Origin of the sequence: Vreelandella hamiltonii, from assembly GCF_014651775.1 — a bacterium.
Classification (GTDB): Bacteria; Pseudomonadota; Gammaproteobacteria; order Pseudomonadales; family Halomonadaceae; genus Vreelandella; species Vreelandella hamiltonii.
On the sequence record NZ_BMXN01000005.1, the window covers coordinates 85,653 to 112,510 of the forward strand.

27 protein-coding genes are annotated in these 26,858 nt (G+C 59.9%); 16 read left to right on the forward strand and 11 right to left on the reverse strand.

Annotated features, from left to right (window positions below):
* Nucleotides 1-6 precede the first annotated feature (6 nt).
* From IE091_RS06200 to yidD, 5 genes are all read left to right on the forward strand, one after another.
* Nucleotides 7-1,530 carry an inactive transglutaminase family protein gene (locus IE091_RS06200; RefSeq protein ID WP_039177946.1) on the forward strand — a complete coding sequence of 508 codons (1,524 nt, stop codon included), beginning with the start codon at nucleotides 7-9 and terminating at the stop codon, nucleotides 1,528-1,530.
* Entirely contained in the window at nucleotides 1,527-2,525 is a 999-nt protein-coding gene (locus IE091_RS06205) for an alpha-L-glutamate ligase-like protein (protein WP_039177944.1), read from the forward strand. The genes IE091_RS06200 and IE091_RS06205 overlap by 4 nt, the downstream gene beginning before the upstream one ends.
* Before the next feature lie 31 nt (nucleotides 2,526-2,556).
* Nucleotides 2,557-3,006 (forward strand): transcriptional repressor, encoded by a 450-nt coding sequence (locus IE091_RS06210; RefSeq protein ID WP_039177943.1) that lies wholly within the window; start codon nucleotides 2,557-2,559, stop codon nucleotides 3,004-3,006.
* Nucleotides 3,006-3,476, forward strand: a complete 471-nt coding sequence (gene hisI / locus IE091_RS06215) for a phosphoribosyl-AMP cyclohydrolase (RefSeq protein WP_096922993.1) — start codon at nucleotides 3,006-3,008, stop codon at nucleotides 3,474-3,476. The genes IE091_RS06210 and hisI overlap by 1 nt, the downstream gene beginning before the upstream one ends.
* Before the next feature lie 64 nt (nucleotides 3,477-3,540).
* Nucleotides 3,541-3,813: a membrane protein insertion efficiency factor YidD gene (gene yidD / locus IE091_RS06220; protein ID WP_229800776.1), complete on the forward strand. Its 273-nt coding sequence runs from the start codon at nucleotides 3,541-3,543 to the stop codon at nucleotides 3,811-3,813.
* 12 nt (nucleotides 3,814-3,825) lie between these two features.
* Here yidD and IE091_RS06225 read toward each other — a convergent pair whose 3' ends face one another.
* Nucleotides 3,826-4,242 carry a SufE family protein gene (locus IE091_RS06225; RefSeq protein WP_016913843.1) on the reverse strand — a complete coding sequence of 139 codons (417 nt, stop codon included), beginning with the start codon at nucleotides 4,240-4,242 and terminating at the stop codon, nucleotides 3,826-3,828.
* 49 nt (nucleotides 4,243-4,291) lie between these two features.
* The gene (locus tag IE091_RS06230; protein WP_189463053.1) at nucleotides 4,292-5,509 is read right to left on the reverse strand and encodes a tyrosine-type recombinase/integrase; all 1,218 of its coding nucleotides are present in this window, start codon (nucleotides 5,507-5,509) and stop codon (nucleotides 4,292-4,294) included.
* A gap of 221 nt (nucleotides 5,510-5,730) precedes the next feature.
* Here IE091_RS06230 and IE091_RS06235 point away from each other — a divergent pair, with 221 nt between their 5' ends.
* Nucleotides 5,731-6,747, forward strand: a complete 1,017-nt coding sequence (locus tag IE091_RS06235; RefSeq protein ID WP_096922990.1) for a DNA-binding protein — start codon at nucleotides 5,731-5,733, stop codon at nucleotides 6,745-6,747.
* Between the two features lie 118 nt (nucleotides 6,748-6,865).
* On the opposite strand, the gene IE091_RS06240 is transcribed toward IE091_RS06235, so the two are convergent.
* Both IE091_RS06240 and nfuA read right to left on the reverse strand, forming a co-directional pair.
* Nucleotides 6,866-8,554 (reverse strand): BCCT family transporter, encoded by a 1,689-nt coding sequence (locus tag IE091_RS06240; RefSeq protein ID WP_189463181.1) that lies wholly within the window; start codon nucleotides 8,552-8,554, stop codon nucleotides 6,866-6,868.
* A 186-nt stretch (nucleotides 8,555-8,740) separates the two neighbouring features.
* The gene (nfuA, locus tag IE091_RS06245) at nucleotides 8,741-9,346 is read right to left on the reverse strand and encodes a Fe-S biogenesis protein NfuA (RefSeq protein ID WP_016913846.1); all 606 of its coding nucleotides are present in this window, start codon (nucleotides 9,344-9,346) and stop codon (nucleotides 8,741-8,743) included.
* A 235-nt stretch (nucleotides 9,347-9,581) separates the two neighbouring features.
* Here nfuA and metH point away from each other — a divergent pair, with 235 nt between their 5' ends.
* The 4 genes from metH (at nucleotide 9,582) to IE091_RS06265 (ending at nucleotide 16,922) form a co-directional block, all read left to right on the forward strand.
* Nucleotides 9,582-13,277, forward strand: coding sequence for a methionine synthase (gene metH, locus IE091_RS06250; protein ID WP_189463055.1), 3,696 nt, complete (start codon nucleotides 9,582-9,584; stop codon nucleotides 13,275-13,277).
* The gene (locus IE091_RS06255) at nucleotides 13,277-14,596 is read left to right on the forward strand and encodes an MATE family efflux transporter (RefSeq protein ID WP_189463057.1); all 1,320 of its coding nucleotides are present in this window, start codon (nucleotides 13,277-13,279) and stop codon (nucleotides 14,594-14,596) included. The genes metH and IE091_RS06255 overlap by 1 nt, the downstream gene beginning before the upstream one ends.
* A gap of 138 nt (nucleotides 14,597-14,734) precedes the next feature.
* Nucleotides 14,735-16,393, forward strand: coding sequence for a nitrite/sulfite reductase (locus tag IE091_RS06260; RefSeq protein ID WP_096922987.1), 1,659 nt, complete (start codon nucleotides 14,735-14,737; stop codon nucleotides 16,391-16,393).
* Nucleotides 16,380-16,922 (forward strand): DUF934 domain-containing protein, encoded by a 543-nt coding sequence (locus tag IE091_RS06265; RefSeq protein ID WP_189463059.1) that lies wholly within the window; start codon nucleotides 16,380-16,382, stop codon nucleotides 16,920-16,922. Before IE091_RS06260 ends, IE091_RS06265 begins: the two co-directional genes overlap by 14 nt.
* Nucleotides 16,923-16,980: 58 nt before the next feature.
* Here the strand turns inward: IE091_RS06265 and smrA are convergent, their stop codons facing one another.
* Entirely contained in the window at nucleotides 16,981-17,571 is a 591-nt protein-coding gene (smrA, locus tag IE091_RS06270) for a DNA endonuclease SmrA (protein WP_016913852.1), read from the reverse strand.
* Nucleotides 17,572-17,708: 137 nt separating this feature from the next.
* Here smrA and IE091_RS06275 point away from each other — a divergent pair, with 137 nt between their 5' ends.
* Genes IE091_RS06275 through IE091_RS06285 form a run of 3 tightly spaced genes read left to right on the forward strand, consistent with a single transcriptional unit; the run spans nucleotide 17,709 to nucleotide 19,272 of the window.
* Complete coding sequence (locus tag IE091_RS06275; RefSeq protein WP_084123765.1) at nucleotides 17,709-18,254, forward strand: gamma-glutamylcyclotransferase family protein; 546 nt, start codon at nucleotides 17,709-17,711, stop codon at nucleotides 18,252-18,254.
* Nucleotides 18,251-18,880 carry an NAD(P)H:quinone oxidoreductase gene (gene wrbA, locus IE091_RS06280; protein ID WP_189463061.1) on the forward strand — a complete coding sequence of 210 codons (630 nt, stop codon included), beginning with the start codon at nucleotides 18,251-18,253 and terminating at the stop codon, nucleotides 18,878-18,880. The genes IE091_RS06275 and wrbA overlap by 4 nt, the downstream gene beginning before the upstream one ends.
* Nucleotides 18,877-19,272 (forward strand): DUF2069 domain-containing protein, encoded by a 396-nt coding sequence (locus tag IE091_RS06285; protein ID WP_189463062.1) that lies wholly within the window; start codon nucleotides 18,877-18,879, stop codon nucleotides 19,270-19,272. Before wrbA ends, IE091_RS06285 begins: the two co-directional genes overlap by 4 nt.
* A 2-nt stretch (nucleotides 19,273-19,274) precedes the next feature.
* Here the strand turns inward: IE091_RS06285 and IE091_RS06290 are convergent, their stop codons facing one another.
* Complete coding sequence (locus tag IE091_RS06290) at nucleotides 19,275-19,967, reverse strand: cytochrome b/b6 domain-containing protein (RefSeq protein WP_096922984.1); 693 nt, start codon at nucleotides 19,965-19,967, stop codon at nucleotides 19,275-19,277.
* A 165-nt stretch (nucleotides 19,968-20,132) separates the two neighbouring features.
* Between IE091_RS06290 and pdxH the strand changes: the two genes are divergently transcribed.
* Nucleotides 20,133-20,777 carry a pyridoxamine 5'-phosphate oxidase gene (pdxH, locus tag IE091_RS06295; protein ID WP_096922983.1) on the forward strand — a complete coding sequence of 215 codons (645 nt, stop codon included), beginning with the start codon at nucleotides 20,133-20,135 and terminating at the stop codon, nucleotides 20,775-20,777.
* A gap of 56 nt (nucleotides 20,778-20,833) precedes the next feature.
* Here pdxH and IE091_RS06300 read toward each other — a convergent pair whose 3' ends face one another.
* Nucleotides 20,834-23,581 carry a bifunctional acetate--CoA ligase family protein/GNAT family N-acetyltransferase gene (locus tag IE091_RS06300; protein ID WP_189463064.1) on the reverse strand — a complete coding sequence of 916 codons (2,748 nt, stop codon included), beginning with the start codon at nucleotides 23,579-23,581 and terminating at the stop codon, nucleotides 20,834-20,836.
* A 106-nt stretch (nucleotides 23,582-23,687) separates the two neighbouring features.
* Here IE091_RS06300 and IE091_RS06305 point away from each other — a divergent pair, with 106 nt between their 5' ends.
* Nucleotides 23,688-24,629, forward strand: a complete 942-nt coding sequence (locus IE091_RS06305; protein ID WP_189463065.1) for a histone deacetylase family protein — start codon at nucleotides 23,688-23,690, stop codon at nucleotides 24,627-24,629.
* Nucleotides 24,630-24,714: 85 nt separating this feature from the next.
* Nucleotides 24,715-25,347: a helix-turn-helix domain-containing protein gene (locus IE091_RS06310; RefSeq protein ID WP_039177909.1), complete on the forward strand. Its 633-nt coding sequence runs from the start codon at nucleotides 24,715-24,717 to the stop codon at nucleotides 25,345-25,347.
* A 27-nt stretch (nucleotides 25,348-25,374) separates the two neighbouring features.
* On the opposite strand, the gene IE091_RS06315 is transcribed toward IE091_RS06310, so the two are convergent.
* Genes IE091_RS06315 through tusD form a run of 4 tightly spaced genes read right to left on the reverse strand, consistent with a single transcriptional unit; the run spans nucleotide 25,375 to nucleotide 26,783 of the window.
* On the reverse strand, nucleotides 25,375-25,725 hold the full coding sequence (locus tag IE091_RS06315) for a TusE/DsrC/DsvC family sulfur relay protein (protein ID WP_189463067.1): 351 nt from the start codon (nucleotides 25,723-25,725) through the stop codon (nucleotides 25,375-25,377).
* Nucleotide 25,726: 1 nt separating this feature from the next.
* A complete protein-coding gene (gene tusB, locus IE091_RS06320; RefSeq protein WP_189463068.1) occupies nucleotides 25,727-26,008 on the reverse strand; it encodes a sulfurtransferase complex subunit TusB in 282 nt (93 codons plus the stop codon).
* 13 nt (nucleotides 26,009-26,021) lie between these two features.
* Complete coding sequence (gene tusC / locus IE091_RS06325; protein WP_039177902.1) at nucleotides 26,022-26,384, reverse strand: sulfurtransferase complex subunit TusC; 363 nt, start codon at nucleotides 26,382-26,384, stop codon at nucleotides 26,022-26,024.
* A gap of 9 nt (nucleotides 26,385-26,393) precedes the next feature.
* On the reverse strand, nucleotides 26,394-26,783 hold the full coding sequence (tusD, locus tag IE091_RS06330; RefSeq protein ID WP_039177900.1) for a sulfurtransferase complex subunit TusD: 390 nt from the start codon (nucleotides 26,781-26,783) through the stop codon (nucleotides 26,394-26,396).
* Nucleotides 26,784-26,858 lie beyond the last annotated feature (75 nt).

Sequence of the window (26,858 nt, forward strand, 5' to 3'; positions counted from 1 at the left end):
ATCATCATGTCCCGGTTACCATTTTATTTTATCGTTGGGTTGCTGCTGTTGGCGGGTATTGCCACCAGTGTGCATAGGCATCTGCAGTTCGAAATACCCTGGTTTCCGGGTGAACAGCGGCAGGTATGGGAAATCGAAGCCGTCATCAATTTCAATGCGCAGAACGGGCCGGTGCAGGTAGACTTCGCGCTGCCTTCTCATCAGGCGGGTTACCGCGTATTGACTGAAAATACTGCGTCTTCCGGCTATGGATTGGCGTACCAGGCCGATGAGATGGGTCGTCAGGCGCAGTGGACCATTCGTGACGCGGCCGGTAGTCAGCAGCTTTACTATTCCGTGCAGATGCTGGTATCCCCCGACGCTCGCTCTCCCATTCAAACGCCACCAGGGATCCCCAGCATTACCCCTTGGGAAAGCCCCTATGACACGGCCGCCAGCCAGCTCATCGAGCGTGCCTGGGCGCGTAGCGCCAACAACGCGACCTTTGCCCGCGAGCTCATCCTCGACATTACTGGCGAACGCCAAGGGGAAAATGCCCGTCTATTGCTGACCCAGATGCAGCCCTCTGCGCTGATCGTGCGCCTGCTCAACCAGGCGGGCGTTCAGGCCCGTGAAGTGAGTGGCCTGCTGCTCGAGGATGGACGGCGTCGCCAGAACCTGAGTAGCTGGATCCAGGTATTCGACCAGACCGCCGAAGAGTGGGCGTTGTTCAATCCTGCCACCGGCGAGCGCGGTCGCCCTGAGAACCTGCTGCTCTGGGAAACCGGCGGGCGTGCCGTGCTCGAAGTACAGGGCGGTACCAACTCGCGAGTATCGTTCTCCATGCTGACCCACAATCAGCCCGCATCAGCGGCGGTTCGCAACCACTACTCCGATGATACGCTGCTCAACTTCTCGATCCACAGCCTGCCCCTGGAAGAGCAAGCGCTGTTCCAGACGATTCTGCTGATCCCGATTGGCGCGCTGGTGGTGGTCTTCTTGCGCGTGCTGGTGGGTGTGAAAACGTCGGGCACCTTCATGCCCGTGCTGATTGCCCTGGCCTTTATCCAGACCACCCTGTTGACCGGTCTGATCGGTTTCCTGCTGATCGTCAGCGTTGGTCTGATCATCCGCAACTACCTTTCCTACCTCAACCTGCTGCTGGTGGCGAGGGTGTCGGCGGTGATCATCACGGTCATCGCGATCATCTCCATCTTTACGGTACTCGCCTACCGCATGGGCCTGAGTGCGGGTCTGACGGTGACCTTCTTCCCGATGATCATTCTTGCCTGGACCATCGAACGCATGTCGATCCTCTGGGAAGAGGAAGGCCCCAAGCAAGTACTGATCCAGGGCGGCGGCAGCCTGCTCACGGCGGTGCTGGCTTACCTGGCCATGAACAACCCCTGGGTGCGCCACATCACCTTCAACTTCCTTGGCGTACAGCTGATCCTGATGGCGTTCATTCTGCTGCTGGGCAACTACACCGGCTATCGCCTGCTGGAACTGCGTCGCTTCAAACCCATCACCGATGACGAGAAGCCCTCATGAGTTGGTTCGAAAACTGGACCTGGCCGACCAGGCTGAGGGATAAAGGCATCATTGGCATGAATCGGCGCAATATTCGTTATATCGGCCGATATAACGCGCGCCATCTTTATCCGCTGGTGGATGACAAGCTCAAGACCAAGCTGCTGGCCGAGCAGTACGGTATTACCACGCCCAAACTGATCGGTACCGTGACCACGCAATTCGGCGTCAAGCACATGAGCGAGATGCTGGTAGGTCACCATGGTTTCGTCATCAAGCCCGCCAAAGGCAGCGGCGGCAAGGGAATCCTGGTGATCGAGCGGGTCGAGGATGGCCTGTTCTTCAAGCCCAGCGGCGCTTCCTTGACCATGGAAGATATCGAGCGACATGTCTCGAACCTACTTTCGGGGCTCTATTCGTTGGGGGGCTCCCCTGACGTCGCGGTCATCGAAACGCTGATCAACTTCGACGAGAGCCTGCTGGAGTATACCTACGAAGGCGTGCCGGACATTCGCGTCATCGTGTTCAAGGGGTATCCGGTCATGGCCATGATGCGCCTGTCCACGGCGGCCTCGGATGGCAAGGCCAACCTCCACCAGGGAGCAGTGGGTGTAGGGCTGAACATCGCCACGGGAGCCGCGCTGCGCGGTGTGCAGTTCGACCGCCCCTGCTTCAGCCACCCGGACACCGGGCATGATCTGGCTAGCCTGGTGGTACCTCAGTGGGAAACGCTGCTGCACCTCGCAGCGGGCTGCTATGAAATGACCGGGCTGGGGTACCTCGGCACCGATATGGTGCTGGATCGGGAGCATGGCCCCATGCTTCTGGAGCTGAACGCGCGCCCTGGCCTGGCCATCCAGATGACCAATGGCGAAGGCCTGCGCCGCCGCCTGGACTTGATCGAACGGCAGCCAGATAACGTTCCCGTTGCCAAGCGGGTTGCGTTTGCCCAGCATCACTTTGCGCGGCGAAGCGAGCTGGTGGAAACGCCTGACACCTCTTCGGCAAGCGCGTAGACTAGGCCCATGATGTTCAACGAGCTGTCCAATGACTGAAGCCAACACGTTACTGCAACAAGCCGAGTCTCAGTGCCACACTCGCGGTGTACGCTTTACCCCTATCCGCCGCCGGGTGCTGGAGTTGATCGCCGAAAATGGTGGCGGCCTGAAAGCCTACGACCTGCTGGATCAGCTCTCCACGGAGCATGCCGCCGCACGGCCACCGACGGTGTATCGGGCGCTGGAGTTCCTGATCGACCAGGGGCTGGTGCATCGCATCGAGTCGCAGAACGCTTACGTTGCCTGCGCCTGCCCGGAGCACGTCCACGGCTTTCAGCTGTTGATTTGCCGTCAGTGTGGCTATGTGGAAGAGCTTCATCTGGACGAAATCAGCGACCAGCTGGCTGCGCTGGCCAAGCGCCAGGGCTTTCATGTAGAGCGCCAGACCATCGAGCTTCAGGGCTTGTGCCAGGCGTGCCGACCTGCGAGTAACGCGTGATGTCCATAGTCAACCAGTACGACGGCGATCTGTTCAAGTCGCTGGAGTCCGCCTCCCCTTCAGACACGCTGCCCGATGTGGCGACCATCCTGGCCTCGGTGCGCTTCAATTCGGATGGCCTGCTGCCTGCCATAGCACAGCAGCACGACAGCGGCGAAGTGCTCATGATGGCCTGGATGAACCGGGAAGCGCTGGAAGAAACGCTCACTACCCAACGAGTATGCTACTACTCTCGCTCTCGTCAGGCGCTCTGGCGCAAGGGTGAGACGTCCGGCCAGCAGCAGCATCTGAAAAGCGCTGCGCTGGATTGCGATGGCGATACGCTGCTGCTGCAGGTAGACCAGACGGGGCCTGCGTGTCATACCGGCAGGCGCAGCTGTTTTTACGTGGCGGTGGATGCCCACAAGGCCGCCATCACCAGCCAGCCCTTGATCGACCCCGCCACGCTGTATGGCAAAAAAAGCCCTTGAAGGCGCCCTCTTGAAAGCGTTGAAGGTGGTAAAGAACGCGTTGATCAAGGGAGTGTCACTATTGATGGTCGGTCTGGTTCGGCTTTATCAATATACGATCAGCCCGCTCTTGGGCCCCCGCTGTCGCTACTGGCCCAGCTGCTCGTCCTATGCCATCGAAGCCATCCAGGTGCATGGCCCTTTCAAAGGGGGCTGGATGGCGCTCAAGCGCATCCTGCGCTGCCACCCCGGCAGCGCGGGGGGCATGGACCCGGTACCGGGCGGCCGCAGCGAGCAGCTTTGCAAGGAAGATGAAGACTGCTGTTCAGGCCCCTCCTCCAAACCTTCAGAGCATTAGCAAATTGCTTATCTAATGCTGTTTAGCCACCTGATAGATGCGCTCCAGCATGGCATGCAGGCCGTTGCTCCGGGTGGGTGACAGGTGCTTGTCCAATCCCAGATCTGCCAGAAAATGCGGCTCCGTCTGCTGGATTTCCTCTGCCGTGCGCTCGCTATAAATGCGCAGCAGCACCGCGATAAGCCCCGAGACGATGGCAGCGTCGGACTTGGCTTTGAAGATCAAGCGGCCGCCCTGCTCTTCATGGCACATCCACACGTTTGACTGGCAGCCTTGAATCTTGAATTCGTCGGTGATTTTGTCAGCGGGAAACGCCGGGAGCTGCTTCCCCATATCGATGATGTACTGGTAGCGATCCATCCAGTTATCGAACATTTCAAACTCTTCGACCAGCTCTTGTTGGGCGAGCTCGGCACCGGAAGTGGTCATGGTGGTTCCTTTTCAGGGTAAGTGCGTTGAAGGCCAACATTATAACGGTTCAAGGCTGTTCTGGGGGTGCTGTTTTCAAGCGATGCCGCTGCTGCTGCTCATGCCACTCATGGGCTTCGGTGTGCAGGTAGCGGCTGGTGGTATCCAGTCTTGAGTGGCGGGCGTTTTCTGCCAGGTAGCGCAGGCTGACACCCGCCTGGGCTTGATGGGTAATCGAAGTGTGGCGTAGCCAGTGGGGCGTAGCCATGCGTAGCGCATCGATATACTCCCTCTTGCCCCCTTCTGCTTCAAGGGCCATAGCAGCATCACCGAAGGCCTCCTTGATCAAACGATAGAGCTGGTTGTCGCTGATGCCGCGCTGCTTGTCCAGCGCGCGGATCAGCGGGCCATGTTCGCTAGCACCGGGCAGGCCCGCTAAGCCCAGCGCCTGCCGCCACTGTTGCAAGCACGCCTGCATGTCCTCGGGCAGCGGTATGCGCGCTTGCTTGCCGCCCTTGCCAATCACATGCCACCACCAGCGCCCTTCACTGACCCGAAAATCGGCCATGGTGGCGTTGGCCATCTCATGGATACGCGGCGCCAATAGGTAGGCAAAGCTGAAAATGAAGCGATGCCGCGCATGTTCATAGCGGCCGCGTGTATCCTCAGGCACGGGGCGTGTATTCAGCCACGCCCATAGCCAGTCCCACAGCGGTCGCTCCAGATAGCGTTCGATACGTTGGGTCTGATTATTGAGGCGGCGCGATTTGTCGCGCATCAGCACGAATGGGTTGTGGCCTACCCACCCTGCTTCCACTAGCCAGCCAAACAGACCTTGCAGGACGACGAGGGCCTGGCGTCGGCTTGCCGGTGACAGCCCGCCGCGAAACGGTCGCCAAGCCGGATGGTGGCGTGGTTTGGAAGGTCCTACCCACATCTCCCTGGGCTGCGGGTTTTCCAGAAATGCCTCGTAGTCCCGCAGCGTTTCACGGTTCACCTCCCTTAGCCCGCGCCCCTGGCTGGCCAGCCAGAGCAACAGCCGCTCCGCTTCACGACGATAGCTCTTCAGGGTTTGCGGGCTGTCTCGGTACTCTGCCAACCAATGCGCAACGGCCTGATGGTCGCTATCGGCCGACACATGGAGCGTTGCTGAATCGGTTGTTGTTGCCTGCCTGCCCCCTATGTCGGAAAACACGTCGCCACTGCCCTTCCGCTCGGCCATCTCCAGCCCGTTGGCGAAGGTCACAAGGTGCGTTGAGTCGTAGAGCGGCACAGGTGGCTGGGTCATGGTGGTAACTCGCGCTATCAGAGCGCTCAGCATCGCCTTTTTGACACATAAATTCAAGATAATATGGGTAATCTTGAATTTATAGGTTTTGAGATAAATAATATTACGTTTTATGTAATACGTAATAATTGAGTTGAGTCCGTTTTTACACGACAATGGCGCATAGCAAATATCCATCCTGAACATTTCAGGCGCGACTCACTTCAAGGATTCAAACAGGCATGGCTCGGAACGGCATTCAGTACAGTGATGTACAGCAGGCAATCGATACGCTGCTGTCTCGTGGCGACTCTCCAAGCGTGCAGCGCATACGCGATGTACTGGGAACCGGCAGCTTCACCACCATCAGCGAACATTTCCGCACCTGGCGGGCGGCACGTGAGCAGAATCGTGACGTTCCCCCACCCAAGGGCGTCCCGGAAGTGGTGGCCAATGTGGCGAGTGAACTATGGAGTGAAGCGCAGGAGCTGGCCAACGAGGCACTGTCGCACTATCGCGAAGATGCCAACAAGCAAGTAGAAAACGCTCAGCAGGAAGCCGCCGAAGCACGCCAGCAGGCCGCCAATGCCGAACAGCGAGAAAGCGCCCTGGCAGAGCACCTGCGCCACACCGAACAGCGCCTGGAACAGCTGCATCGTGAACTGGCAGAGTGTCAGGCCCGCGAGCGGCATTGGCAGCAGCAGGCTCAGCAGGCCACAAAGCATGCCGAGCAGCACCTGGCTGACCTGCAAGGCGCCCAGCGCGCCCTGACGGCTGCCGAGGAGGACTTCACTATGCAACTGGAGGCTAAGCAGCAGGCATGGGAGGAGCGCCTCGCACAGGAGGAGCAGCGTAACGAAGCCGCCGAGGCGCGGTTGATGGCGCTGCTGGACACCTTGCGTCAGGAGCGTGCCAACGAAGAGAAAGCGCTGCAGAAACGTCTGCAGCAGTGGGAAAAGCGTAGCGAGACGCTGGAGCAGGAGCTGCGCAATAAAAACGATACGGTCAGCCGTTTGCAGGTGGACAACGGCAAGCTCGAGCAGCAGCTGCAAACGCATCAGGGGCACCAGGAAACACTGGAGGTGGCACTGGAAACCGCTCAGCGTAATCTCGATCAGGCAAGGCAGGCGTTAGCGGCGGAGCAGCAGCAATCGGCAGGGCGTGAAGAGTGGCAACAACAATTGTGGCAGCGAATGGAGGCTATGCAGGCACAGCTGGCGGCGCTGCCAGAGGCCATGACCTCTAGGTCACAGGAATAGGCCACAGAAATAAGCCTTGCGGTTGTCCCGATAAGAGAGACGCAACAAGATAAACCTTACAAGATGAATCCAATGCAAAACGCCACCTCCAAGGAGGTGGCGCTCGCCAGCGGTTGGGTCATCCCTTGTCGGGAGCACCGCTCTCTTCAGGCACCTCCCAGCTACCCTCTTCTGTCCAAGGGTCGTTTTCCGGGAATTCCTCGATATTGATTTCCGGCTCATCGTAATCTGGCTGGTAGCGCAGGTCATAATGCGCTGCCCTAACCATCGATACCATAAGCAGTACGGCAATGACCAGCAGCGGCAGACCGCTGACGATACTGGCAGTTTGCAGCGTTTGCAGGCCGCCCAGAAACAGCAAGGACATGGGTAACAATGACAGCGTAAAGGCCCAGAACAGTCGGTGCCAGCGGGCGGGCTCCTTGTCCAGCTTCTTTTCAGCGGCAGACGACAGAATATAGGCAATCGAATCGAAGGTCGTGGCAGTGAATATGGACAGCAGCACCACGACCAGCAGCTTGACCAGCCAGGCAAACGGAAGCTCTCCCAATACAGCAAAGAAGGCAGCGTTGGCGGATTGTTCATTCATGACCTGGATGACATCCAACGTGCCTGAAAGCTGCAGATAGAGGCCGTAGTTGCCCAGAATCATGAAAAACAGCGCACAGCCCATGGAGCCGAAAAAGATCGACCCGGCCACCATGGTCTTGATGCGCCGGCCTTTCGAAATCCGCGCGATGAACAAGCCCACCGTAGGAGCGAATACCAGCCACCAGGCCCAATAGAAAATGGTCCACGACTGATGAAAGCCGGTTTCTTCGAAGCCGCTCAAACTGCCGAAAGGTTCGGTCCAGGTAGCCATGCGAACGATATTGCTGAGCATCAGGCCGATCGAGTTCAGGCCGGTATCGAGAATGAACACCGTGGGCCCCATGATCAGGATGAAGAGCAGCAGCCCCAACCCCAGCCACATATTGATGTCCGACAGAACCTCGATGCCAACCTTCAAGCCGCGCCAGGCGCTGACGGCAAACAGGGCTGTCGTGCCCAGCAGCACCAGTACCTGGCTCAGCGCGTTGGGCGTGAAGCCCAGCAACTCGCCCACCCCTTCATTGACCAGCGGCACCAGAATGCCCAGCGACGTGGCACCGCCACCCAGCATGCCGAAGATGAACAGCACGTCGATGATGTTGCCCAGCCAGCTTCTGGCCAGCTTTTCACCCAGTACTGGGCGAATTGCTTCGCTGATTCTCAAGACCTTATGCTTGCGTACGTGCAGGAAATACGCCATGGGTAGCGCAGGCACTAGGTAGATCGACCAGGCGATAGGCCCCCAGTGAAACATGCCGTAGGTGGCTGCCCAGGCCGTCGCTTCTTCCGAGAAAGGCTCGAGATGAAATGGCGGTGCTTGCAGGTAGTACATCCACTCCACCATGCCCCAGAACACTACCGAGCCACCGATACCTGCCGCAAAGAGCATTGCACCCCAGGAAAACAGCGAGAATTCGGGTTCGGTATCCACATCTCCCAGCTTGATCTGGCCAATGTCGCTGAACACGATGTAAAACATGAAGCCCAGAGAAGCTAGCCCCATGGCCAGGTAGAGCATACCGAAGTTGGTGGTGACGAAGCCTTGCGCCGCCATGACCCATACGCGTCCCATGTCTGGAAACAGCACCAGGGGGATCGTGACGGCCAGCAGCAGGCCTAGTGAACCAAAGAAGATGGGTTTATGAATGTTGGAAAAAGCGGATGACGTTTTGATGATCGATGCTCCCTGTTGTCGTTTCTCCTCTACAACAGTTATACACCTAGGGTCTGTTTCTCGCTATTTGCTGGCTAACATTTTTTAAACCGTGCCGCTATCTTGCCGTTGCAAGGTCATGAACAAGAGAGCCCGACAGTGGCCTGCCGGGCTCTAACACGCTTGCTACATACATCCAGACAAACAAATCAGCCTGGATTCAGCCCCTTTTCATGGGGCGACTATTTGTCAGCGGTAGTAGGCGTTGCTGGTATCGGTGTGGTCGGTGACGTCACGAATACCCGCCAGCTCGGGGATGCGCTCAAGCAGCGTTTTTTCGACGCCATCCTTGAGGGTCAGGTCGACTGCGGCACAGCCCTGGCAACCGCCACCAAAGGCCAGAATGGCCATTTTATCTTCGGTCAGCTCGACCAGCTTGATCTCACCGCCGTGGGCCGCCAGCCCGGGGTTGATCTCGCTGTACAGGATATAGTTGATGCGGTCTTCCAGCGGGCTGTCCGCATTGACCTTGGGCATCTTGGCGTTGGGTGCCTTGATGGTCAGCTGCCCACCCATGCGGTCGGCGTTGAAGTCCACCACGGCCTCTTCAAGAAATGCCAGGCTGTTCTTGTCGAGAAACACGTTGATCTTGTCAAGCTCGAGCTTGACGTCGGTGGGCTCTTCTTCACCCGGGCGGCAGTAGGCCAGGCAGGTTTCTGCATAAGGCGTGCCCGGCTGGGTAATGAAAATACGCACGGCAATGCCTTCGACGTTCTGCTTTTCCAGCAGCTCGGCGAGGTAGCCCTGTGCGCTATCAGTGATGTCAATGCCCGGCGCTTCGATAGTCGTGGTCATAAGGGATGTTATCCTCCCGTGGTAGTGGCGTTGCCACTTCACATGTCATTTGTGCCTATGGTAAGCAAAACCACGTTGCGACACAATCCCGACCGTTTTAGTCGGCTATTGGGCGAGCGGCATGGCTTACTTGCTGCCCTTGCGAGCACCCTTTGGTATGATAAGCGCCGCTCACCCATGACGACGACAACAAGAATATCCTTTTCGACCGAGACGCTGGAGAACTTCCCCTGCCATGGCCGCTAGTGATTTGACTGCATCCCTTACCCAACGCCTGACCCAACGCATCCTGATTCTGGATGGCGGTATGGGTACCATGCTGCAGAATGCCCAGCTCAGTGAAGAGGATTTTCGTGGCGAGCGTTTTCACGACTGGCCTTCCGATCTCAAGGGCAACAACGACCTGCTGGCCCTGACCTGCCCCGACGTGGTGGCCCGTATCCACCGCGACTACCTGCTGGCAGGCGCCGATATTCTAGAAACCAACACCTTCAACAGCACACGACTTTCCCAGGCCGACTATGGCATGGAAGACCTGGTGCCCGAGCTGAACAGGGAGTCTGCCCGGCTGGCCAGAGAGGTGTGTGATGCCGTGGCCGCGGAAACCGACATACCTCGCTACGTGGCCGGCGTGCTGGGGCCTACCTCGCGTACCGCATCGCTGTCGCCGGACGTCAACGACCCCGCCAAGCGCAACGTGACCTTCGACGAGCTGCGCGAGAATTATTACGAAGCCGCCAACGCGCTGATCGAGGGTGGTGCCGATCTGATCATGATCGAGACCATTTTCGACACGCTCAATGCCAAGGCCGCCATTTACGCCCTTGAAGAGCTTTACGAAGACCTGGGCCGTCGTTTGCCGATCATGATTTCGGGGACCATCACCGATGCCTCCGGGCGCACCCTGTCAGGGCAAACCACCGAAGCCTTCTGGAACTCCATTCGCCATGCCCAGCCCCTCTCGGTGGGCCTCAACTGTGCGCTGGGCGCCGAGGAACTGCGCCCTTACCTGGAAGAGCTGGCCACCAAGGCAGATACCTTCGTGTCGGCACACCCCAATGCGGGCTTGCCGAATGAGTTCGGCGAGTACGACCAGACGCCAGAAGAGATGGCGGCCATCGTGGGCGAGTTTGCCCAGAGCGGTCTGGTCAACATCATTGGCGGCTGCTGTGGCTCGACGCCGGAACATATCCGCGCCATTGCCGAGGCCGTTCACAGCATGGCGCCCCGTCAGGTGCCCGAGCGCCGTCGCGCCTGCCGCCTGGCGGGCCTGGAGCCTTACAACATCGAGGCCAACTCGCTGTTCGTCAACGTGGGTGAGCGTACCAACGTGACCGGCTCGGCCCGCTTCAAACGCCTGATCGTCGAAGAGGACTTCACCACGGCGCTGGAAGTGGCGCTGGAGCAGGTCGAGAGCGGCGCGCAAATCATCGACATCAACATGGACGAAGGCATGTTGGAGTCGCAGGAAGCCATGGTGCGCTTCCTCAACCTGATTGCCGGGGAGCCTGACATCGCCCGGGTGCCCATCATGATCGACTCCTCCAAGTGGGACATCATCGAGGCGGGCTTGAAGTGCGTGCAAGGCAAGGCGGTGGTCAACTCCATCTCGCTCAAAGAGGGTGAAGCGGCGTTCCGCGAACAGGCCACCAAATGTCGCCGTTTTGGTGCGGCGATCGTCGTTATGGCCTTCGACGAAGAGGGCCAGGCCGATACCTTCGCCCGCAAGGTGGAAATCTGTGAACGCGCCTACCGCCTGCTGGTCGACGAGATAGGCTTCCCGGCGGAAGACATCATCTTCGACCCGAATATCTTCGCCATCGCCACCGGCATCGAGGAGCACAACAACTACGCCGTCGATTTCATCGAGGCCACCCAGTGGATCCGTGAGCACCTGCCCCATGCGATGATTTCCGGCGGCGTCTCCAACGTGTCGTTCTCGTTCCGTGGCAACAACCCGGTGCGGGAAGCCATCCACTCGGTGTTCCTCTACCACGCGATTCGCGCCGGGCTCACCATGGGCATCGTCAACGCCGGCCAGCTGGCGGTTTACGATGATCTGCCCGCCGAACTGCGTGACGCCGTCGAAGACGTGGTGCTCAACCGCCGCGATGATGGCACCGAGCGGTTGCTGGACATTGCCGACAAGTACAAGGGAGATGGCAGCGGCGCAGCCAAGAAGGAAGATCTGGAGTGGCGCAGCTGGCCGGTCAACAAGCGCATCGAGCATGCGCTGGTCAAGGGCGTGACGGCGTTCATCGAGGAAGATACCGAAGAGGCCCGCGCCCAGGCTGAACGCCCCATCGAGGTCATCGAAGGCCCGCTGATGGATGGCATGAACGTGGTCGGCGACCTGTTTGGCGCGGGCAAGATGTTCCTGCCTCAGGTGGTCAAGTCGGCCCGCGTCATGAAGCAGGCGGTGGCGTATCTGATCCCGTTCATCGAAGCCGAGAAAAGCGCCGAGACCCAGGCCAAGGGCAAGATCGTGATGGCCACGGTCAAGGGCGATGTCCACGATATCGGCAAGAACATCGTTGGCGTGGTGCTGCAGTGTAACAACTATGAAGTGATCGACCTGGGCGTCATGGTGCCCACCGAGAAAATTCTCCAGGCCGCCATTGACCACAATGCCGATATCATCGGCCTGTCGGGCCTGATCACGCCTTCGCTGGACGAAATGGTCCATGTGGCCAAGGAGATGCAGCGACGCGGCATGAACCTGCCGCTGCTGATCGGCGGTGCGACGACTTCCAAGGCGCATACCGCCGTCAAGATAGAGCCCCAGTACGACCACCCGGTCATCTACGTCACCGACGCCTCCCGCGCCGTGGGCGTGGCCGGCAAGCTGCTGGCGCCCAACCTCAAGGCGGCCTACGTCGCCGAGATTCGTGAAGAGTACGAAAAGGTCCGCGAGCGCAACGCCAAGCGTCGCCCCAAAGCCGCCGACCTGGACTACACCCAGGCTCGCAAGCGGCGCTTCCGCACCGACTGGGCCACGCATACCCCTGTGGCCCCCCGGCAGCCGGGTTTGATGACCTTCGACGATTACGACCTGAACGAGCTGGTGGAGCGCATCGACTGGACGCCCTTCTTCATGAGCTGGCAACTGGCCGGCAAGTACCCGAAAATTCTCGACGACGAGATCGTGGGTGAAGCGGCGCGCAGCCTGTTTGCCGATGCGCAGATCATGCTGCGCAAGCTGATCGATGAAAAACGCGTGCAGGCGCGGGGTGTGATCGGCCTGTGGCCTGCCAACAGCGTGGACGACGATGTCATCGAAGTCTATGCCGACGAATCCCGCACCCAGGTCGTCGAGCGTCTGCATCATATACGCCAACAGACCACCAAAGGCCGTGACGGCATCTGTTACAGCCTGGCTGATTTCATCGCCCCCAAGGAGAGCGGCAAGGCCGACTGGATCGGGGGCTTTGCGGTCACCACGGGCCATGGTGTGGATGAGCTTTCCAAAGCCTATGAAGCGGCGGGAGATGACTACAATGCCATCCTGGTACAGGCACTGACCGACCGTTTGGCGGAGGCCTTTGCCGAGCGTATCCACGAGCGGGTACGCAAGGAGTTCTGGGGCTACGTGCCGGAAGAGACGCTGGACAACGAGGCCTTGATCGCCGAGAAGTACCAGGGCATCCGCCCTGCCCCCGGCTATCCTGCCTGCCCTGATCACACCGAAAAAGCCACGCTGTTCCGGCTGTTGGAAGCCGAAAAGAATACCGGGCTCGTGCTGACCGAGAATTTTGCCATGTGGCCAGCGGCGGCGGTGTCCGGTTGGTACTTTGCCCATCCGCAGTCGAAGTACTTCTCCACCGGCAAGATCACCCGTGACCAGGTCGATGCGCTGGCGCAGCGCAAACAGATGTCGCTGGAAGAAATGGAGCGCTGGTTGGCGCCCGTGCTCTCCTACGATCCGAGCTGATGTCGCCGGTTCGTCGTCAGAGCAAGGTCATGCGCCTTGCTCTCCCGGTCATGCTGGGCATGCTGTCACAGAGCATGCTCAACCTGGTGGATGCCGCGCTGGTGGGCCACTTGGGAGAGGAGGCTCTGGCGGGCGTGGGGCTGGGTGGCTACGCCATGTTCATGATGACGGCACTGGTGTTCGGCCTCTCGTCCAGCGTGCAATCCCAGACCGCTCACGCTTTCGGAGAAGGCCGCACCTCGCCCACTGCCTTGCAGGCCGGGCTGCTCATCAGCCTGGGGGTAGGGGTTCCCTTGACCGCCTGGGCATGGTGGCAAGCCCCCTGGTGGATACAGCTGATCGCTCCCGCAGATGATGTCTCGCAAGTGGCCGTCGACTACTTTCGCTGGCGGGTGCTGTCGCTTGCGGTGATCGCCATGACCCTCTGCCTGAGGGGCTACTGGAACGGGCTTCAGCACACCCACCTGTATTTGCGTATTGTCGTAGCGGTGCATCTGGTCAACGTGCTGCTCAGCGCGGGGTTGATCTACGGGTTGGCAGGCTTGCCTGCGCTGGGCACCAATGGCGCGGCCATGGGCACCAGCCTTTCACTGCTGCTGGGCCTGCTGGCCTGGGCCTGGGTAACGCTGCGGGCGCGCATTACGTGGCAGCCCTTGCCGTTGGCGGCCTTATGGCAAACCGTCCGGCTGGCCTTCCCCCACTCACTTCAACAGCTCTGGTTTGCCGCGGGCTATGTGGTGCTGTTCTGGCTGCTGGGGCGGTTGGGTACCTCCAGCGTGGCGGTAGGCCATGTGCTGGTGAACCTCTCTCTGCTGCTGATTCTGCCTGGCGTGGGTATTGGCGTGGCTGCCATGAGCCTGGTGGGCGAAGCCCTGGGGCGTGACGATCAGCGCGAGGCACATCGCTGGGGGCTGGACGCCCTTCGCGTCGCGGCCATGATGTTGAGTATACTGGCGCTCCCCATGCTGCTGTTTCCCGCGCAGATTCTGGGGATCTTTTTTACGGATCCGGCGCTGCTCGAACTTGGGACACTCCCGCTACGCATTACCGCCGTGATGATCGTGCTGGATGCGGCTGCCCTGGTGCTGGCCCAGGCGTTGATGGGAGCGGGCGCACAACGTACCGTGATGCTGTTGACGCTGGGCATGCAGTGGCTGGTATTTCTGCCCTTGGCCTGGTGGGTCGGCATCGTCATGGGCTACGGGCTGGTCGGCGTATGGCTGAGCCAGCTATGCTATCGGCTGCTCAATTCCGGCAGTTTTTTATGGGTTTGGCAGCGACGACGCTGGCTGGCCCACGGCCTCAAGGCGAATGCCTGAGCGCTAACGCATTAATAGCATTTAACGATAAAAAGATAATTATATATTCTTTTGTAGAATATGACGCCCGCGTTAAGGTGGCGGCACAATACCGTCCGTCCCGACGTGACCATTTCGCTTTTAGCAGGATCGTGCCACATGTACCGTTATGATATTCACGACCAGACGCTGGTCGATGAGCGCGTCGCTCAGTTCCGCGACCAGATGGAACGCTACCGCGCAGGGCGTTTGGGAGAAGAAGAGTTCCGCCCCCTGCGGTTGCAGAACGGGCTCTACATCCAAAAGCATGCCCCGATGCTGCGCATTGCCATTCCCTACGGCATGCTGGCGGGCTATCAGCTGCGCGCGCTGGCGGAGATCACCCGTCGCTACGACCGCGGCTATGGCCACTTCACCACGCGCCAGAATCTCCAGCTGAACTGGCCCGCCCTGGAAGACGTGCCGGACATCCTGGCAGAACTGGCCAAGGTGCAGATGCACGCCATCCAGACCAGCGGCAACTGTATCCGTAATACCACCAGTGACCAGTTTGCGGGTATCGCCAACGATGAAGTGGAAGACCCGCGCCCGTGGTGCGAGCTGATTCGCCAATGGTCGACGCTGCACCCCGAATTCGCTTACCTGCCGCGTAAGTTCAAGATCGCCGTCACCGGCGCCGCTCAGGACCGTGCAGCCATTCAGGTGCATGATATTGGCCTGCGCCTGTGGCGCAACGATGAAGGTGAGCTGCGCATTTCGGTACTGGCAGGCGGTGGCCTGGGACGTACGCCGATGATTGGTGACGTGGTCCGCCATGACCTGCCCTGGCAGCACCTGCTGACCTACCTGGAAGCCTGCGTGCGGGTGTACAACCAGTTTGGCCGCCGCGACAACAAGTTCAAGGCGCGCATCAAGATCCTGGTCAAGGCGCTGGGTATCGAAGAGTTCCGTCGCCGCGTCGATGAAGAGTGGGCCCACCTGAAGGATGGCCCGCAAACGCTGAACCAGGCCGCCGTGGATGCCGCCAAGGTGCACTTCCCGGAGCCCGAGCGCCGTCCTGTCAGCGAGAGCGCCATCGACGCCTACGAACAGCTGCGCGGTGAAAACCGCAGTTTTGCGCGTTTCGTCACCAACAACGTGACCGACCACAAAGTGCCGGGCTACAAGGCCGTGACGCTGTCGCTCAAGCGCCGTGAGCACGCGCCTGGCGACGTGACCGCCGACCAGATGGACGCCGTTGCCGACCTGGCAGACCGTTACAGCTTCGGTGAAGTACGTGTTACCCATGAGCAGAACCTGGTGCTCTCGGACGTGCCCGTCGACGAGATCGAAGCACTCTGGAACGAGCTGGACGCGCTGGGCATGGCCAACCCCACGGTAGGCACGCTCAACGATATCATCTGCTGCCCCGGTGGTGATTACTGCGGCCTTGCCAATGCGGTGTCGATCCCCATCGCCCAGGCGCTCCAGGAGCGTTTCGAGGACCTCGACTTCCTTTACGACCTGGGGCCGCTGGACCTGAACATCTCCGGCTGCATGAACGCCTGTGGTCACCACCACGTGGGCCATATCGGCATTCTGGGCGTCGACAAGAAAGGCGAAGAGTATTACCAGATCTCGATTGGCGGTAACGCCACCGATGATGCTTCGTTAGGCAAGATTCTCGGCCCCTCCTTCTTCCGCGAAGACGTGCCGGGTGTGGTCGAGAAAGTGCTGGAAGTGTACGTGGCCGAGCGCCACGAAGATGAGCGCTTCCTGGATACCTACCGTCGCATTGGCCTGAAACCCTTCAAGGAGCGTGTTTATGCCCAGCAATGACACTCAAGCCGAAGCGCTGCCACAGACGCCGGTGCACGTGGATCACCTGATCGACAACGGTGAGTTGGCCGCTGAGAATGCCTGGTGCGTTTCCTACGATGCCGACGCGCTGCCCGAGCAGCGCCCTGCGTTCGTGCCGCTGGCGCTCTGGCAGGCAAACAAGGAAGATGCGGAACTGGCCCCCCTGCTGGCCAGTGATACCGAGCTGAATGCCGAGCTGGCCAGCACGCTCGATAAAGCACCTGCCGTTGCCGTCGATTTTCCTGCCTTTACCGATGGCCGTGGTTACACCATTGCCCGCCTGCTGCGGGAGCGTTACGGCTTCACGGGGGAAATTCGTGCAGTGGGTGACGTGTTGGTCGACCAGCTCGATTACATGCGCCGCTGCGGGTTTTCGACCATGGCCCTGCGGGATGATCAGCACCCCGAAGACGCCCTACGTGCCCTCAACGCCTTCAGCGTTCGCTACCAGACGGACGTCGAAGAGCGTCAGGCGCTGTTCGAGAAGCGTTTGACCGCCAGCCACTAGGCGCGGCCATACGTTAAAAAAACGCCGACCGGGGCAGCCCCTGTCGGCGTTTTTGCGTTCAGCCGCGCCGTTTCTGCTGGCGCTCTCGATTGTGGGCCTTGGCGCGATCGCTCTTGCGCAGCATCACCCAGGTGGCACCTAACCCACCCTCCGACGGTTGGGCGGAGACATACGCCTGCACTTCGTCGAACTGGGTCAGCCACTTGGCGATATAAGAGCGTAATACGTTGGCTGGGCTATCCAGCTCGCGGCCACGACCATGCACGATCAGCACCGAGCGCAAGTCGTGGGCATAGGCCTCCTGAATGAACGGAAACAGCATGCGCCGGCACTCCGCCAAAGGTCTGCGCAGCAGGTGAAGCTGAGCTTGAACGCTGTAACCGCCGTGCTTCAACTTATCGACCACGCCTTGCTGGGTCCCCTCGCGGCGAAACTCGATGGGGTCGAAAGGAGGCAGCAGATCGACAAAATCATCGGACAGAAAATTGCGCTCATCGAAGCGCTGAGCGGCGCTCTCACGTCTGGCCAGCTGCGCCTCGGAGGGCGTTTGCCGCCGAGGGCCTGTATCGGCACGGTTTCGCTTGGCCAGCGGCGTTACCTCGCCGACCAGCGAACGGAAATCCAACTCATCCCGAAGTGACTGACTCATATCAGGCTCCTTTCGTCAGCTATAGAGTGCCACGCTATCTTCTACCATCGTAGCAAACCCCGCGATATTGCTTAAGACTTGTCTTGTGCCGTCACGCCGTTCAAGCTGAGAGATTTGCAACCTGAGGAGTCATGCCCATGGTTTGGGTCAAACGCGGGCTGTGGCTCATAGCGCTACTGCTGATCGGTATGGCCGGGTGGCTGTGGCTGACCATGCTGAGCCCCTGGTTTTATGAGCGCCCCGATACCGTGGCCGAGATCGAACCGCGCACGCATCAGGTGTTCGTCTACGGCACGCTGCGCTACTGGCCGGTGCGCTGGGTGGTCATGGGTGCGTCCGGCAATCCAAGTGAAGCACGGCTACCGGGCTTCGAACGCCGGGGCCTCGACCTGTCGCCCAACCCGGCGGCCCACGTGGAGGGGCTGCTGTTGACCGTGACGGCAGATCAGTTGGAAAGGCTGGACCGCTACGAACGGCTGGGAGTGCGCTATAACCGCATCAAACAGCCGCTGGCCAACGGGCAGCAGGCCTGGGTATATGTGCGCTTGCCAACCCTCGGGCAGCGTTGGCTTGCCCCTCCTGTCGACCTGGCCGCTCTGGTAACATACCCCACATCTTTGACGACGCCGCCAACCCCAGGCAGCGTCCTTGCCTACTTCAGGCCCCTTCAGGAGCGACCATGAGCAGCGATGCTACCCCTTATGTATTGATTCTCTACTACTCTCGCTCAGGCGCGACGGCAGAGATGGCACGACAGCTGGCCGCAGGCGTAGAAAGCGTGGCAGGCATCGAAGCACGCCTGCGCACGGTGCCGCCAGTATCGACCACCTGCGAGGCCGTCGACCCCGAGATTCCGGAAGAAGGCGCGGTTTACGCCACGCTGGACGATGTACGCTACTGCAGCGCGCTGGCATTGGGCAGCCCGACCCGCTTTGGCAACATGGCCGCCCCTTTGAAGTACTTCCTGGACAGCACCAGCAACCTCTGGATGAATGGTGCACTGATCGATAAACCCGCCTGTGCCTTCACCTCGACCTCCAGCCTTCACGGTGGCCAGGAGAGCACGCTGCTGAGCATGCTGGTGCCCCTGCTGCACCATGGCATGGTGTACGCAGGCGTACCCTACAGCGAAACCGAGCTGTTGAGCACCCAAACCGGCGGAACCCCCTACGGGGCGAGCCACGTGGCTGGGGCTCGCAGTGACCGTCCGGTGGATGCCGACGAACGTGCGCTGTGCCAAGCACAAGGCAAGCGCATTGCCCGTCTGGCCCTGGCACTCGAAGCAATGCGCCGCAAGGAGGCATCATGAGACAGTGGCTGGATGGTCTGGAACAGCGCCATGGGCTGGATACGTTGACCCGTTACTCTCGCCAGCTGGTACTGGGGAGTTTCGCGCTACTGCTGCTGTTGGTCATCTATCGCGGGTTTTTCATTCAAGGGGACAATTTCAACTGGCGGCCGGTGGTGGCATTCATTCTGCCGCTGATACTGTTTCTGCCCTCGATCATTGGCCAGCGTGCGCGCGGCCATGCCTGGTTGGCCTTCGTCAGTCTGCTCTATTTCACCCAAGGGGTCATGCTGGCCACGCTGCCAGGGCAAGGTCTGCGCGGCGTGCTGGAAGCCATCGTGGCACTGGCGCTATTCACCGGCTGCATGGGCTACGCGCGTTTCCGTAGCCGTCAGCAGCACTTGAAAGGCTGATCTTACGCAAACCACAGCCAACCACTGACACCCGCCGCCACCAGCAGCGCACCAACGGCACACAGCCGTTGAGTAGTCGCCGAGTGAACGGCGGGTGCTTCATCCACAGGCGGCCGGGCAAAGCGTTTCACGCCGGTGACCATGGCCGCCATCAGCCCTTCCCCCTTGGCACCATGCAGCGCCACCCCCGCCACATGCACGCCGATCAATATCAACAGCAGATCACTGTTCAAGGCGTGTAGCCTGGCGAGATCGCGGCTCAGGTCACGTTCGACCCAGCCGTTCAGCGGCCCCTGAAAAAAGATGTCGTCACTCAGGAACAGGCCACTGAGGGCTTGAAATCCCAGACTCAACAGCAGCAGCACGACCATCCAGCCGCCCAACGGGTTGTGGCTGGCATAGCGAGGCTCCTGGCGCTTCATCAGCGCACGGACATAGTCGGTGGTGCGCGTCGGTGAGTAGAGAAAGGTCGAGAAACGAGCGTAGCGGCTGCCCACCAGGCCCCACAGTACGCGGAAGACGACCAGTCCCAGAATCACGTAGCCCGCCTGCGCATGCACCTCGATGGGAAACAGAAACGGGGCTCCGTCGGTTTTGGTCGTGTAAAAGGCCAGGGCGACGGCGACCAGCAAGGCCAAGTGGCACAGGCGTATCAGCACATCCCACACTGCAATGCGTCTTGTCTGCTTCTGCATTCCCCGTTCCTCTGTCATGGTGCTGGCAAGGTGTCTCATTATCCACGTTGGTATCACAGTCACAAGCGTCGGCATCGGAGCGAGCCATGATCAATGCTTGAGCTTTACGCACAGACCAGCGAACATAACCTGCATACAACTGATGAAAGCAAGGGAGATCCGCTCATGACACGTAACATTGCCGATGTCAGGCGCGACTATGAAGGTGGACGTCTGGAAGAGGCTGCGGCCCCCAGCGACCCGTTTGTACTGTTCGATGAGTGGTTCAGCCTTGCCCTGGAACAGGAAGGCCAGGATGGCAACGCCATGACCCTGGCCACGGTAGACAGCCAGGGACGCCCCCATGCTCGCGTGGTATTGCTCAAGGGCTTCGATGCCCAGGGCATGGTGTTTTTTACCAACTACCACAGCCACAAAGGCAGCGAGCTCAACAACGTGCCTTACGCGGCACTCACCTTCTGGTGGCCGTCGCTGTCACGGCAGGTGCGTATCGAAGGGCCTGTCCAGCAGGTTCCCGCGGCAGAGTCAGACGAGTATTTTGCCAGCCGACCTCGCGGCAGCCAGCTGGGCGCCTGGATCGCTACCCAGAGCGTGGTGATTCCTGACCGCAACTGGATCGAGGAGCGTCAGAAGCGTTTCGAGCAGGCGTATGAGGGCCAGACGATTCCACGCCCGATTCACTGGGGAGGTTATCGAGTCAATCCTGAAATGATCGAGTTCTGGCAAGGGCAGCCAAGCCGCCTGCACGACCGCCTGCGCTACGAGCGCCGCGACGGTGGCGAGTGGAGCCGCTTCCGCCTGGCGCCCTGACGTTGCTTTCCATGTAACCTTGCCTGAGGAGGCCGCTCCTCAGGCAGTACCCGCCCTTAATCCGGCAGGCTCTCCAGGCGGTGGCGCTGCCATTCGCTATCTGGCTCGTTGAGTCTCAGCACGGCATCGATTACCTGCTCTTCCATATTATAGCGGCAGCGGAACCCCAGGTGCTTCATCAGCGCCCGCATGGGGTGGTTGTCCACCATGATCTTGCCGATCATTTCCAGGGTGCCGATGCTGGTGCAGTAATCGATCATTTTCTTCATCAGCAGGCTACCGATCCCCAAGCCCTGCAAATCATCGCGAATGATGATCGAGAACTCGGTGCGAATATTGTCTGGGTCGTTCCACACCCGCACCACTCCCAGCATCTCCTTGCTGCCATCGTCGTGCTGATGTTCGGCAATGAAGGCCATCTGCCGGTCATAGTTGATGTGCGAGAGAATCGAGAGGTCACGCTGTGTCAGGCTGGACTTGTTGTGGAAATAGCGAAAACGGATGCTCTCCTCCGACAGCTGCCGGTGAAAAGCGGTGATCAGCGGCGCATCTTCTGCGCGAATTGGCCGCACTTCCACCTGCCAACCGTTTTTCAGGGAGACCCATTCCCGCAGCTCTTCCGGGTACGGCATGATGGCGAACCGGGCGGGAGTGCCCAAATCCATGGCAAAATCTACCGCCAGCATACCGTCACGGTTGAGCAACAGCGGGTTGAGCTCCAGGCCGCGCAGATCGGTCAGGTCGGAGGCCATCTGTGACAGCTTGACCAGCAGCTGGCAGAGCCGCTGGATGTCCCGCTCGGGGTCGGCAGAGTGTTCACGGATCAGCGAGGCAGCATGGGTGCGGCCAACCACATCCGAGGCCAGGCTCATGTTCAGCGGTGGCAGCGCCACCTGCCGGTCCGCCAGCACGTTGACCTTGTAGCCCCCGATACCAAACACGATCAGCGGGCCGAACACCGGGTCTCGGGTGATGCCGGCACATATCTGCATGGAGTGCTTGCCCCGCTGCATGGGCTGAAGGCAGTACTCACGCACGCTGTGCTCGGGAAATTTCTCGCGGACCTTGTCTCCCAATTGGCGCACGCCATCGGCCACCTGCTGAGCGCTTTCGAGGTCCTGCAGCAGGCCTGCCGAAATCTTGTGGGGATGCTTTCGATAACGATAGGGCCGACAGTTGCCGTCGTGAATCACTTTCAACGCCTTGGGGCCCGGGAAGCGCTCTGCTACCTGCAAGGCTTCTTCCGGCGACTGAAGGTAGACACTTTCTGCCGTGGGGATGCCGTAGGCTTCCAGTACCCGGGCGGTTTCCGAGTGGGTCAGCGTTTGCCGCCCCTGCTCCTTGGCGTGTTTGATCAGGGCACGGCACTCGGCGCGAATCGCCGGACTGGTGGAAAACGGCAGGCTGGGCGGAATTTCATGCAGCAGCGCCTGCACCCGCTGATAGTCGACCATGTGCATGAAAGCCTTGACCGCTTTTTCCGGTGACGTATAGGTAGGAATCCCCGCCAGATTACAGACATGGCGGGCGTTGAGGGCTTCCTTGAGCCCCATCCAACTGGTCAGCAGGTTGCGCTTGAAGGATTTGCGGTGATCGATCAGCGCCTGGGCAGTGGTCACCGAAGGTGCAAGCCGAGTGGGGGCGTGAACCACCAGTACCGCATCGACATTGGGGTCTGCAGTGACGATTTGCAGCGCCTCGACGAAGCGCTCCGGTGTGGCGTTGCCCCCCAGGTCTACCGGGTTTTCCCCCGGCTTGCTCATGTCGACCTGGCTCTTGTGCAGAGCCGCCTGGGTGTCGGCATCGAACTCGGCCAACGTTCCTCCGGCACTGATCAGCTTGTCGATGGCCAGCATGGCAGGGCCCAGGCCGTTGGACACGATGGCCAGGCGGTCTCCCCGCAGTGGTTTCATGCGTGACAGCGTTTCCAGCGCATCCAGCATCTCGTCCGAATCATTCACCCGTACCACCCCCGCCCTGGCAAAGGCAGCGTCGAACACTACGTCACGGTTCGCGATTCCTGGCGTCGGCGGCATGCCGGAAATATCCGATTGCGGGGTTCGGCCACTCTTGATCGCCACCACCAGTCGGTTGCGCGAGGCGTCCCGCACGGAAGTCATGAAATGCTGGGCGTCGGTGACCCGTTCGAGGTGCAGCAGGATGGCCTGGGCCGGTGAGTACTGGTTCACGTAGTCGATCAAATCGGGCAGCAGCACATCGACGCTGTCACCCACGGTAATCAGATGGGAAAAGCCCACGTCCCGCCCCGCCGCCCAGTCGATCATCGCATTGGCCAGCATGCCGGACTGGCCCAGATACGCGACTCGCCCGGCCTTGATAGGTTGGCTGGCATAAGAGGCATTGAGTTTTTTACCTGGCACGATCAGGCCCATGCACTCCGGGCCCAGCACTCGGATGCCAGATTCCCGAGCGGCCTGCAGCATGCGTTGACGAATCGACCCCTTGTCGCCCTCCTCGCGGTCCAGATAGGCGCCGCCTGACAGTACCAGCGCGGCCTTGGCGCCGAACTTGCCCAGCTTGCGGATCAAGCGAGGCACGCCTTCGATAGGCGAGCAGATGACGCACAGATCAGGGACTTCCGGCAGCTCGTCGACATTTCTGACGCATTTGACCCCAAATACGCTATCGTAGCCCCTCAGGTTCACCGCCCATAGCGCACCTTTGAAGCCCGCCTCCTGCACGTTGCTCAACACGAGCCCACCCAGCGATTCAGGCTTTTCAGACGCCCCAAGCACGGCAATGGAGCGAGGCTCGAAAAAATGGTGCAGAAAGCGTGTGCTCACGAAGGCATCTCCTCTGACATGGGTCCCTACTGTGTACGACTTATTGACACTGTCGCGCAAGCCCCCGGGGCGATTAAGGTGGCTTTACCGTCACCGGAGCACTTGCATGATTACCGCCTACCTTACCCACCCCCATTGCGTATTGCACCACATGGGGCCGGAACATCCCGAAAGCCCTGAGCGATTGGAAGCCATTCGTGCACGCCTGTCGCTGAGCGGATTGCTGCAACAAACCATGCAGGGGGATGCCAAGGAAGCGGATGACGAAGCGCTTGCGCGGGTGCACCCCCTGCGCCACCTGAAAGCGCTGGAGAAGTGCGTGCCCGATGAAGGTATCGTGACGCTGGACAGCGATACCATGATGAACCCGGAGAGCCTGAAAGCGGCCAGAGTGGCGGCCGGAGCGGTGATTCGTGGTGTCGATCAGGTTTACAAACGGCAGGCAGACAACGTGTTTTGTGCGGTCCGCCCCCCTGGGCACCATGCGGAAGCTGCCGACGCCATGGGCTTCTGCTTCTACAACAACGTGGCGGTGGGCGCTGCCCATGCCCGCGCAAAATATGGCGCTCGGCGTATCGCCATACTCGATTTCGATGTCCATCAGTGCAACGGCACCATCGATATTTTCAAGAATGACCCCGATGTGCTGGTCTGTACCAGCTTCCAGTACCCCTTCTATCCATGGCGTTACCTGCGTAGCGAGTGGCAGAACGTGGTCAACACCCCGCTGGAGGCCGGTACCAACAGCGCGGCGTTTCGCAGCGCCATCGAACGTCAGTGGCTACCGGCGCTGCATGCGTTCAAACCGGACCTGGTGATGCTCTCGGCGGGGTTCGATGCTCACCGCGAGGACCCCATGGGCGACCTATGCCTGGAGGACGAGGACTTTTACTGGGTGACGCACCTGGCCATGGAGATAGCGGCCCTGTATGCCGACAACCGAGTGGTGTCAGTGCTGGAAGGCGGCTATAACCTGACTTCATTGGCCAGTAGCAGTGAAGCACATCTCAAGGCCCTGTTGGGGTTACCTTTCACCGATACGCCCTAGGGCGCCACCGCGCCCCTTTTGCCTGTGGTACCATGCGGCTTTCGTTGACGTTCTCTCTCATTGACGCTCTCACTACGTGACCTTTATGACCGCGACTTCCGAAGAGCATGCCGCGCTGCGCATTGCCTCAGGGCGAAAACCTTTTGTCGAACCGCTGCGCCTGGGTGAGCGGTTGAAGCAGATTCGTCTGGCCAACCAGTGGACCCTGGAAGATGTGAGCCAACGTACCGGCATTGCCCGTTCGACGCTGTCCAAGATCGAAAATGATCAGGTTTCGCCTACGTTCGGGGTGGTTCAGAAGCTGATCAGCGGTTTGAATATCGACCTGCCGCAGCTGTTTACGCCGCCCAAGCGTGAGCGTTACACCATGGGGCGTCGCGATCTTACTCGCAAAGGCAAAGGGCAGCTGCACCCCACCCCCACCTACGAACACGAGCTACTGGGGCATCAGTTGGCTCAAAAGCGCATGATCCCGTTCAAGACCATCGTGCGCGCCCGCAGCTTTGACGAATATCATCAGTGGGTGCGTCACGACGGCGAAGAGTTTTTGATGGTATTGCACGGCGATATCATGCTGTACACCGAGTTTTATGCCCCGTTGGTACTGGCAGAGGGTGACAGCATCTATTTCGATAGCGACATGGGCCACGCGCTGGTGTCGACCAGCCAGGACGATGCCGTGGTGCTCTCGGTCTGTACGCGTGGAGACCTGGTATAGCGCCTGCCATGGTCAGCAGGCGCATGCTCATAGGCAGTTGGTGGGCTTGGGCAAGCCGGCAATCCGCGCAATACGTTTCGGCGGGCTGCCAGGAAAGAGCATCATCAGATAGATCGAGCGCCCTTTTTCTGCCCCCAGCGCCTGCGTGGTGGCCTTGACCAACGGTCGCATGGCAGGTGCCATCTCGTAACGAGCGTAGAAGTCTCGTACCACGTGAATGATTTCCCAGTGTTCCGCCGTCAACGACATGCCTTCGTCGTTCGCCAGCCACTCCGCTACTTCTTCTGACCACTGGCCTTGCTCTACCAGATAGCCTTCAGGGTCGAGTTGGATTGTTTTAGCCGAATCAAGATAACGGTATAAATGTTCGTTGCTCATATCAATACCACGTCAAGATCTGCGGGTGCTGTTCGGTCAAGCGGACAAACATCTGCATATCTGCCAACGACTTGTCAGATGCATATCCACTCAACCCGCGGGCTACCACATCTTCATTCAGCGCCAGCATTTCCACGCCTTCCATACGCCAGCCCTGCCAGGCATCGTGCAGCACGGCCTGAACGGCGTCTTCGATGAGCAGTACCGTGTCACCCGGGGAAACGACTGCCAGCATCTGGTATGCGGCACTGTGCTCAGGTGGTTTGTTGACTATATGCAGCATCGTATGTCGCCCATTAAAAGGTGAGTACCTGTTCATGACGTGCCAACAGCGCAGGCAGCTCCGCTGCTGGCAAGCACTTGACCCCTTCCCGCAGGTGATCGGGCGTCAGGCTCAGCTCGTCCAGCGCTTCTTGGGGCACCCACAGGTCGTTGATGTCGTACATTTCCAGCATGTTCATCGTCGGCAGCGTCGCTTTTTGGCCCGGCGCGCCAGCGCCCTGCTCCTTGAGCAGCGCAAACACCCCCTGCCCCATGAACAGCAGGCTTACCTCTTCACCAAATGCCGCCGCCACCAGGGCCACATCCAGCCCTTCACGCAAGGCGTTGGACGCATGGGGCCCATGACGAATGATCACCAAACGTTGAGAAGTGCTCATCAATGGCTCCTAGGCAAAGGTGATCAAGCGATCACACTGCTGCTGTAACGTTAAAAGCTGGCCAAGCCCGGTCAGCGAGAACGGAGCCTCCAGGTTGGCCACGCTCTTGCCATGGCGTTTCGCCTCGGACTCATCGAGCAACCCCCGACGCAAGGCCGCCGCCACGCATACATCGAGCATCACACCGTGGGTATGATGGAGCTCAACCCACGCCTCGCGCAGGTTGAGCTCATCCTGGGGCGGCGTCATCAACGACGACGCATTGTGAACGCCATCGCGGTAGAAGAACACACCGGTAACCCGATGCCCACTCGCAATGACCTGATGGGCAAAGCGCAGCGCTGAATGAGGAGCGGCACTTGAGTACGGGGCGCCCATCACTAACAGGCCATACTGCATGGCTCACCTCTCGTTTTAGCGAAGCCAAAAAAACAGACCCTACTGGGTAGGGTCTGTTGGTACTTGCATGATGCT

Bases quoted from the DNA above. Each gene is read 5' to 3' on its own strand.
- IE091_RS06200 (WP_039177946.1), top strand. From the start codon at position 7: ATGTCCCGGTTACCATTTTATTTTATCGTTGGGTTGCTGCTGTTGGCG.
- IE091_RS06205 (WP_039177944.1), top strand. From the start codon at position 1,527: ATGAGTTGGTTCGAAAACTGGACCTGGCCGACCAGGCTGAGGGATAAA.
- IE091_RS06210 (WP_039177943.1), top strand. From the start codon at position 2,557: ATGACTGAAGCCAACACGTTACTGCAACAAGCCGAGTCTCAGTGCCAC.
- hisI (WP_096922993.1), top strand. From the start codon at position 3,006: ATGTCCATAGTCAACCAGTACGACGGCGATCTGTTCAAGTCGCTGGAG.
- yidD (WP_229800776.1), top strand. From the start codon at position 3,541: ATGGTCGGTCTGGTTCGGCTTTATCAATATACGATCAGCCCGCTCTTG.
- IE091_RS06225 (WP_016913843.1), bottom strand. From the start codon at position 4,242: ATGACCACTTCCGGTGCCGAGCTCGCCCAACAAGAGCTGGTCGAAGAG.
- IE091_RS06230 (WP_189463053.1), bottom strand. From the start codon at position 5,509: ATGACCCAGCCACCTGTGCCGCTCTACGACTCAACGCACCTTGTGACC.
- IE091_RS06235 (WP_096922990.1), top strand. From the start codon at position 5,731: ATGGCTCGGAACGGCATTCAGTACAGTGATGTACAGCAGGCAATCGAT.
- nfuA (WP_016913846.1), bottom strand. From the start codon at position 9,346: ATGACCACGACTATCGAAGCGCCGGGCATTGACATCACTGATAGCGCA.
- metH (WP_189463055.1), top strand. From the start codon at position 9,582: ATGGCCGCTAGTGATTTGACTGCATCCCTTACCCAACGCCTGACCCAA.
- IE091_RS06255 (WP_189463057.1), top strand. From the start codon at position 13,277: ATGTCGCCGGTTCGTCGTCAGAGCAAGGTCATGCGCCTTGCTCTCCCG.
- IE091_RS06260 (WP_096922987.1), top strand. From the start codon at position 14,735: ATGTACCGTTATGATATTCACGACCAGACGCTGGTCGATGAGCGCGTC.
- IE091_RS06265 (WP_189463059.1), top strand. From the start codon at position 16,380: ATGCCCAGCAATGACACTCAAGCCGAAGCGCTGCCACAGACGCCGGTG.
- smrA (WP_016913852.1), bottom strand. From the start codon at position 17,571: ATGAGTCAGTCACTTCGGGATGAGTTGGATTTCCGTTCGCTGGTCGGC.
- IE091_RS06275 (WP_084123765.1), top strand. From the start codon at position 17,709: ATGGTTTGGGTCAAACGCGGGCTGTGGCTCATAGCGCTACTGCTGATC.
- wrbA (WP_189463061.1), top strand. From the start codon at position 18,251: ATGAGCAGCGATGCTACCCCTTATGTATTGATTCTCTACTACTCTCGC.
- IE091_RS06285 (WP_189463062.1), top strand. From the start codon at position 18,877: ATGAGACAGTGGCTGGATGGTCTGGAACAGCGCCATGGGCTGGATACG.
- IE091_RS06290 (WP_096922984.1), bottom strand. From the start codon at position 19,967: ATGCAGAAGCAGACAAGACGCATTGCAGTGTGGGATGTGCTGATACGC.
- pdxH (WP_096922983.1), top strand. From the start codon at position 20,133: ATGACACGTAACATTGCCGATGTCAGGCGCGACTATGAAGGTGGACGT.
- IE091_RS06305 (WP_189463065.1), top strand. From the start codon at position 23,688: ATGATTACCGCCTACCTTACCCACCCCCATTGCGTATTGCACCACATG.
- IE091_RS06310 (WP_039177909.1), top strand. From the start codon at position 24,715: ATGACCGCGACTTCCGAAGAGCATGCCGCGCTGCGCATTGCCTCAGGG.
- IE091_RS06315 (WP_189463067.1), bottom strand. From the start codon at position 25,725: ATGAGCAACGAACATTTATACCGTTATCTTGATTCGGCTAAAACAATC.
- tusB (WP_189463068.1), bottom strand. From the start codon at position 26,008: ATGCTGCATATAGTCAACAAACCACCTGAGCACAGTGCCGCATACCAG.
- tusC (WP_039177902.1), bottom strand. From the start codon at position 26,384: ATGAGCACTTCTCAACGTTTGGTGATCATTCGTCATGGGCCCCATGCG.
- tusD (WP_039177900.1), bottom strand. From the start codon at position 26,783: ATGCAGTATGGCCTGTTAGTGATGGGCGCCCCGTACTCAAGTGCCGCT.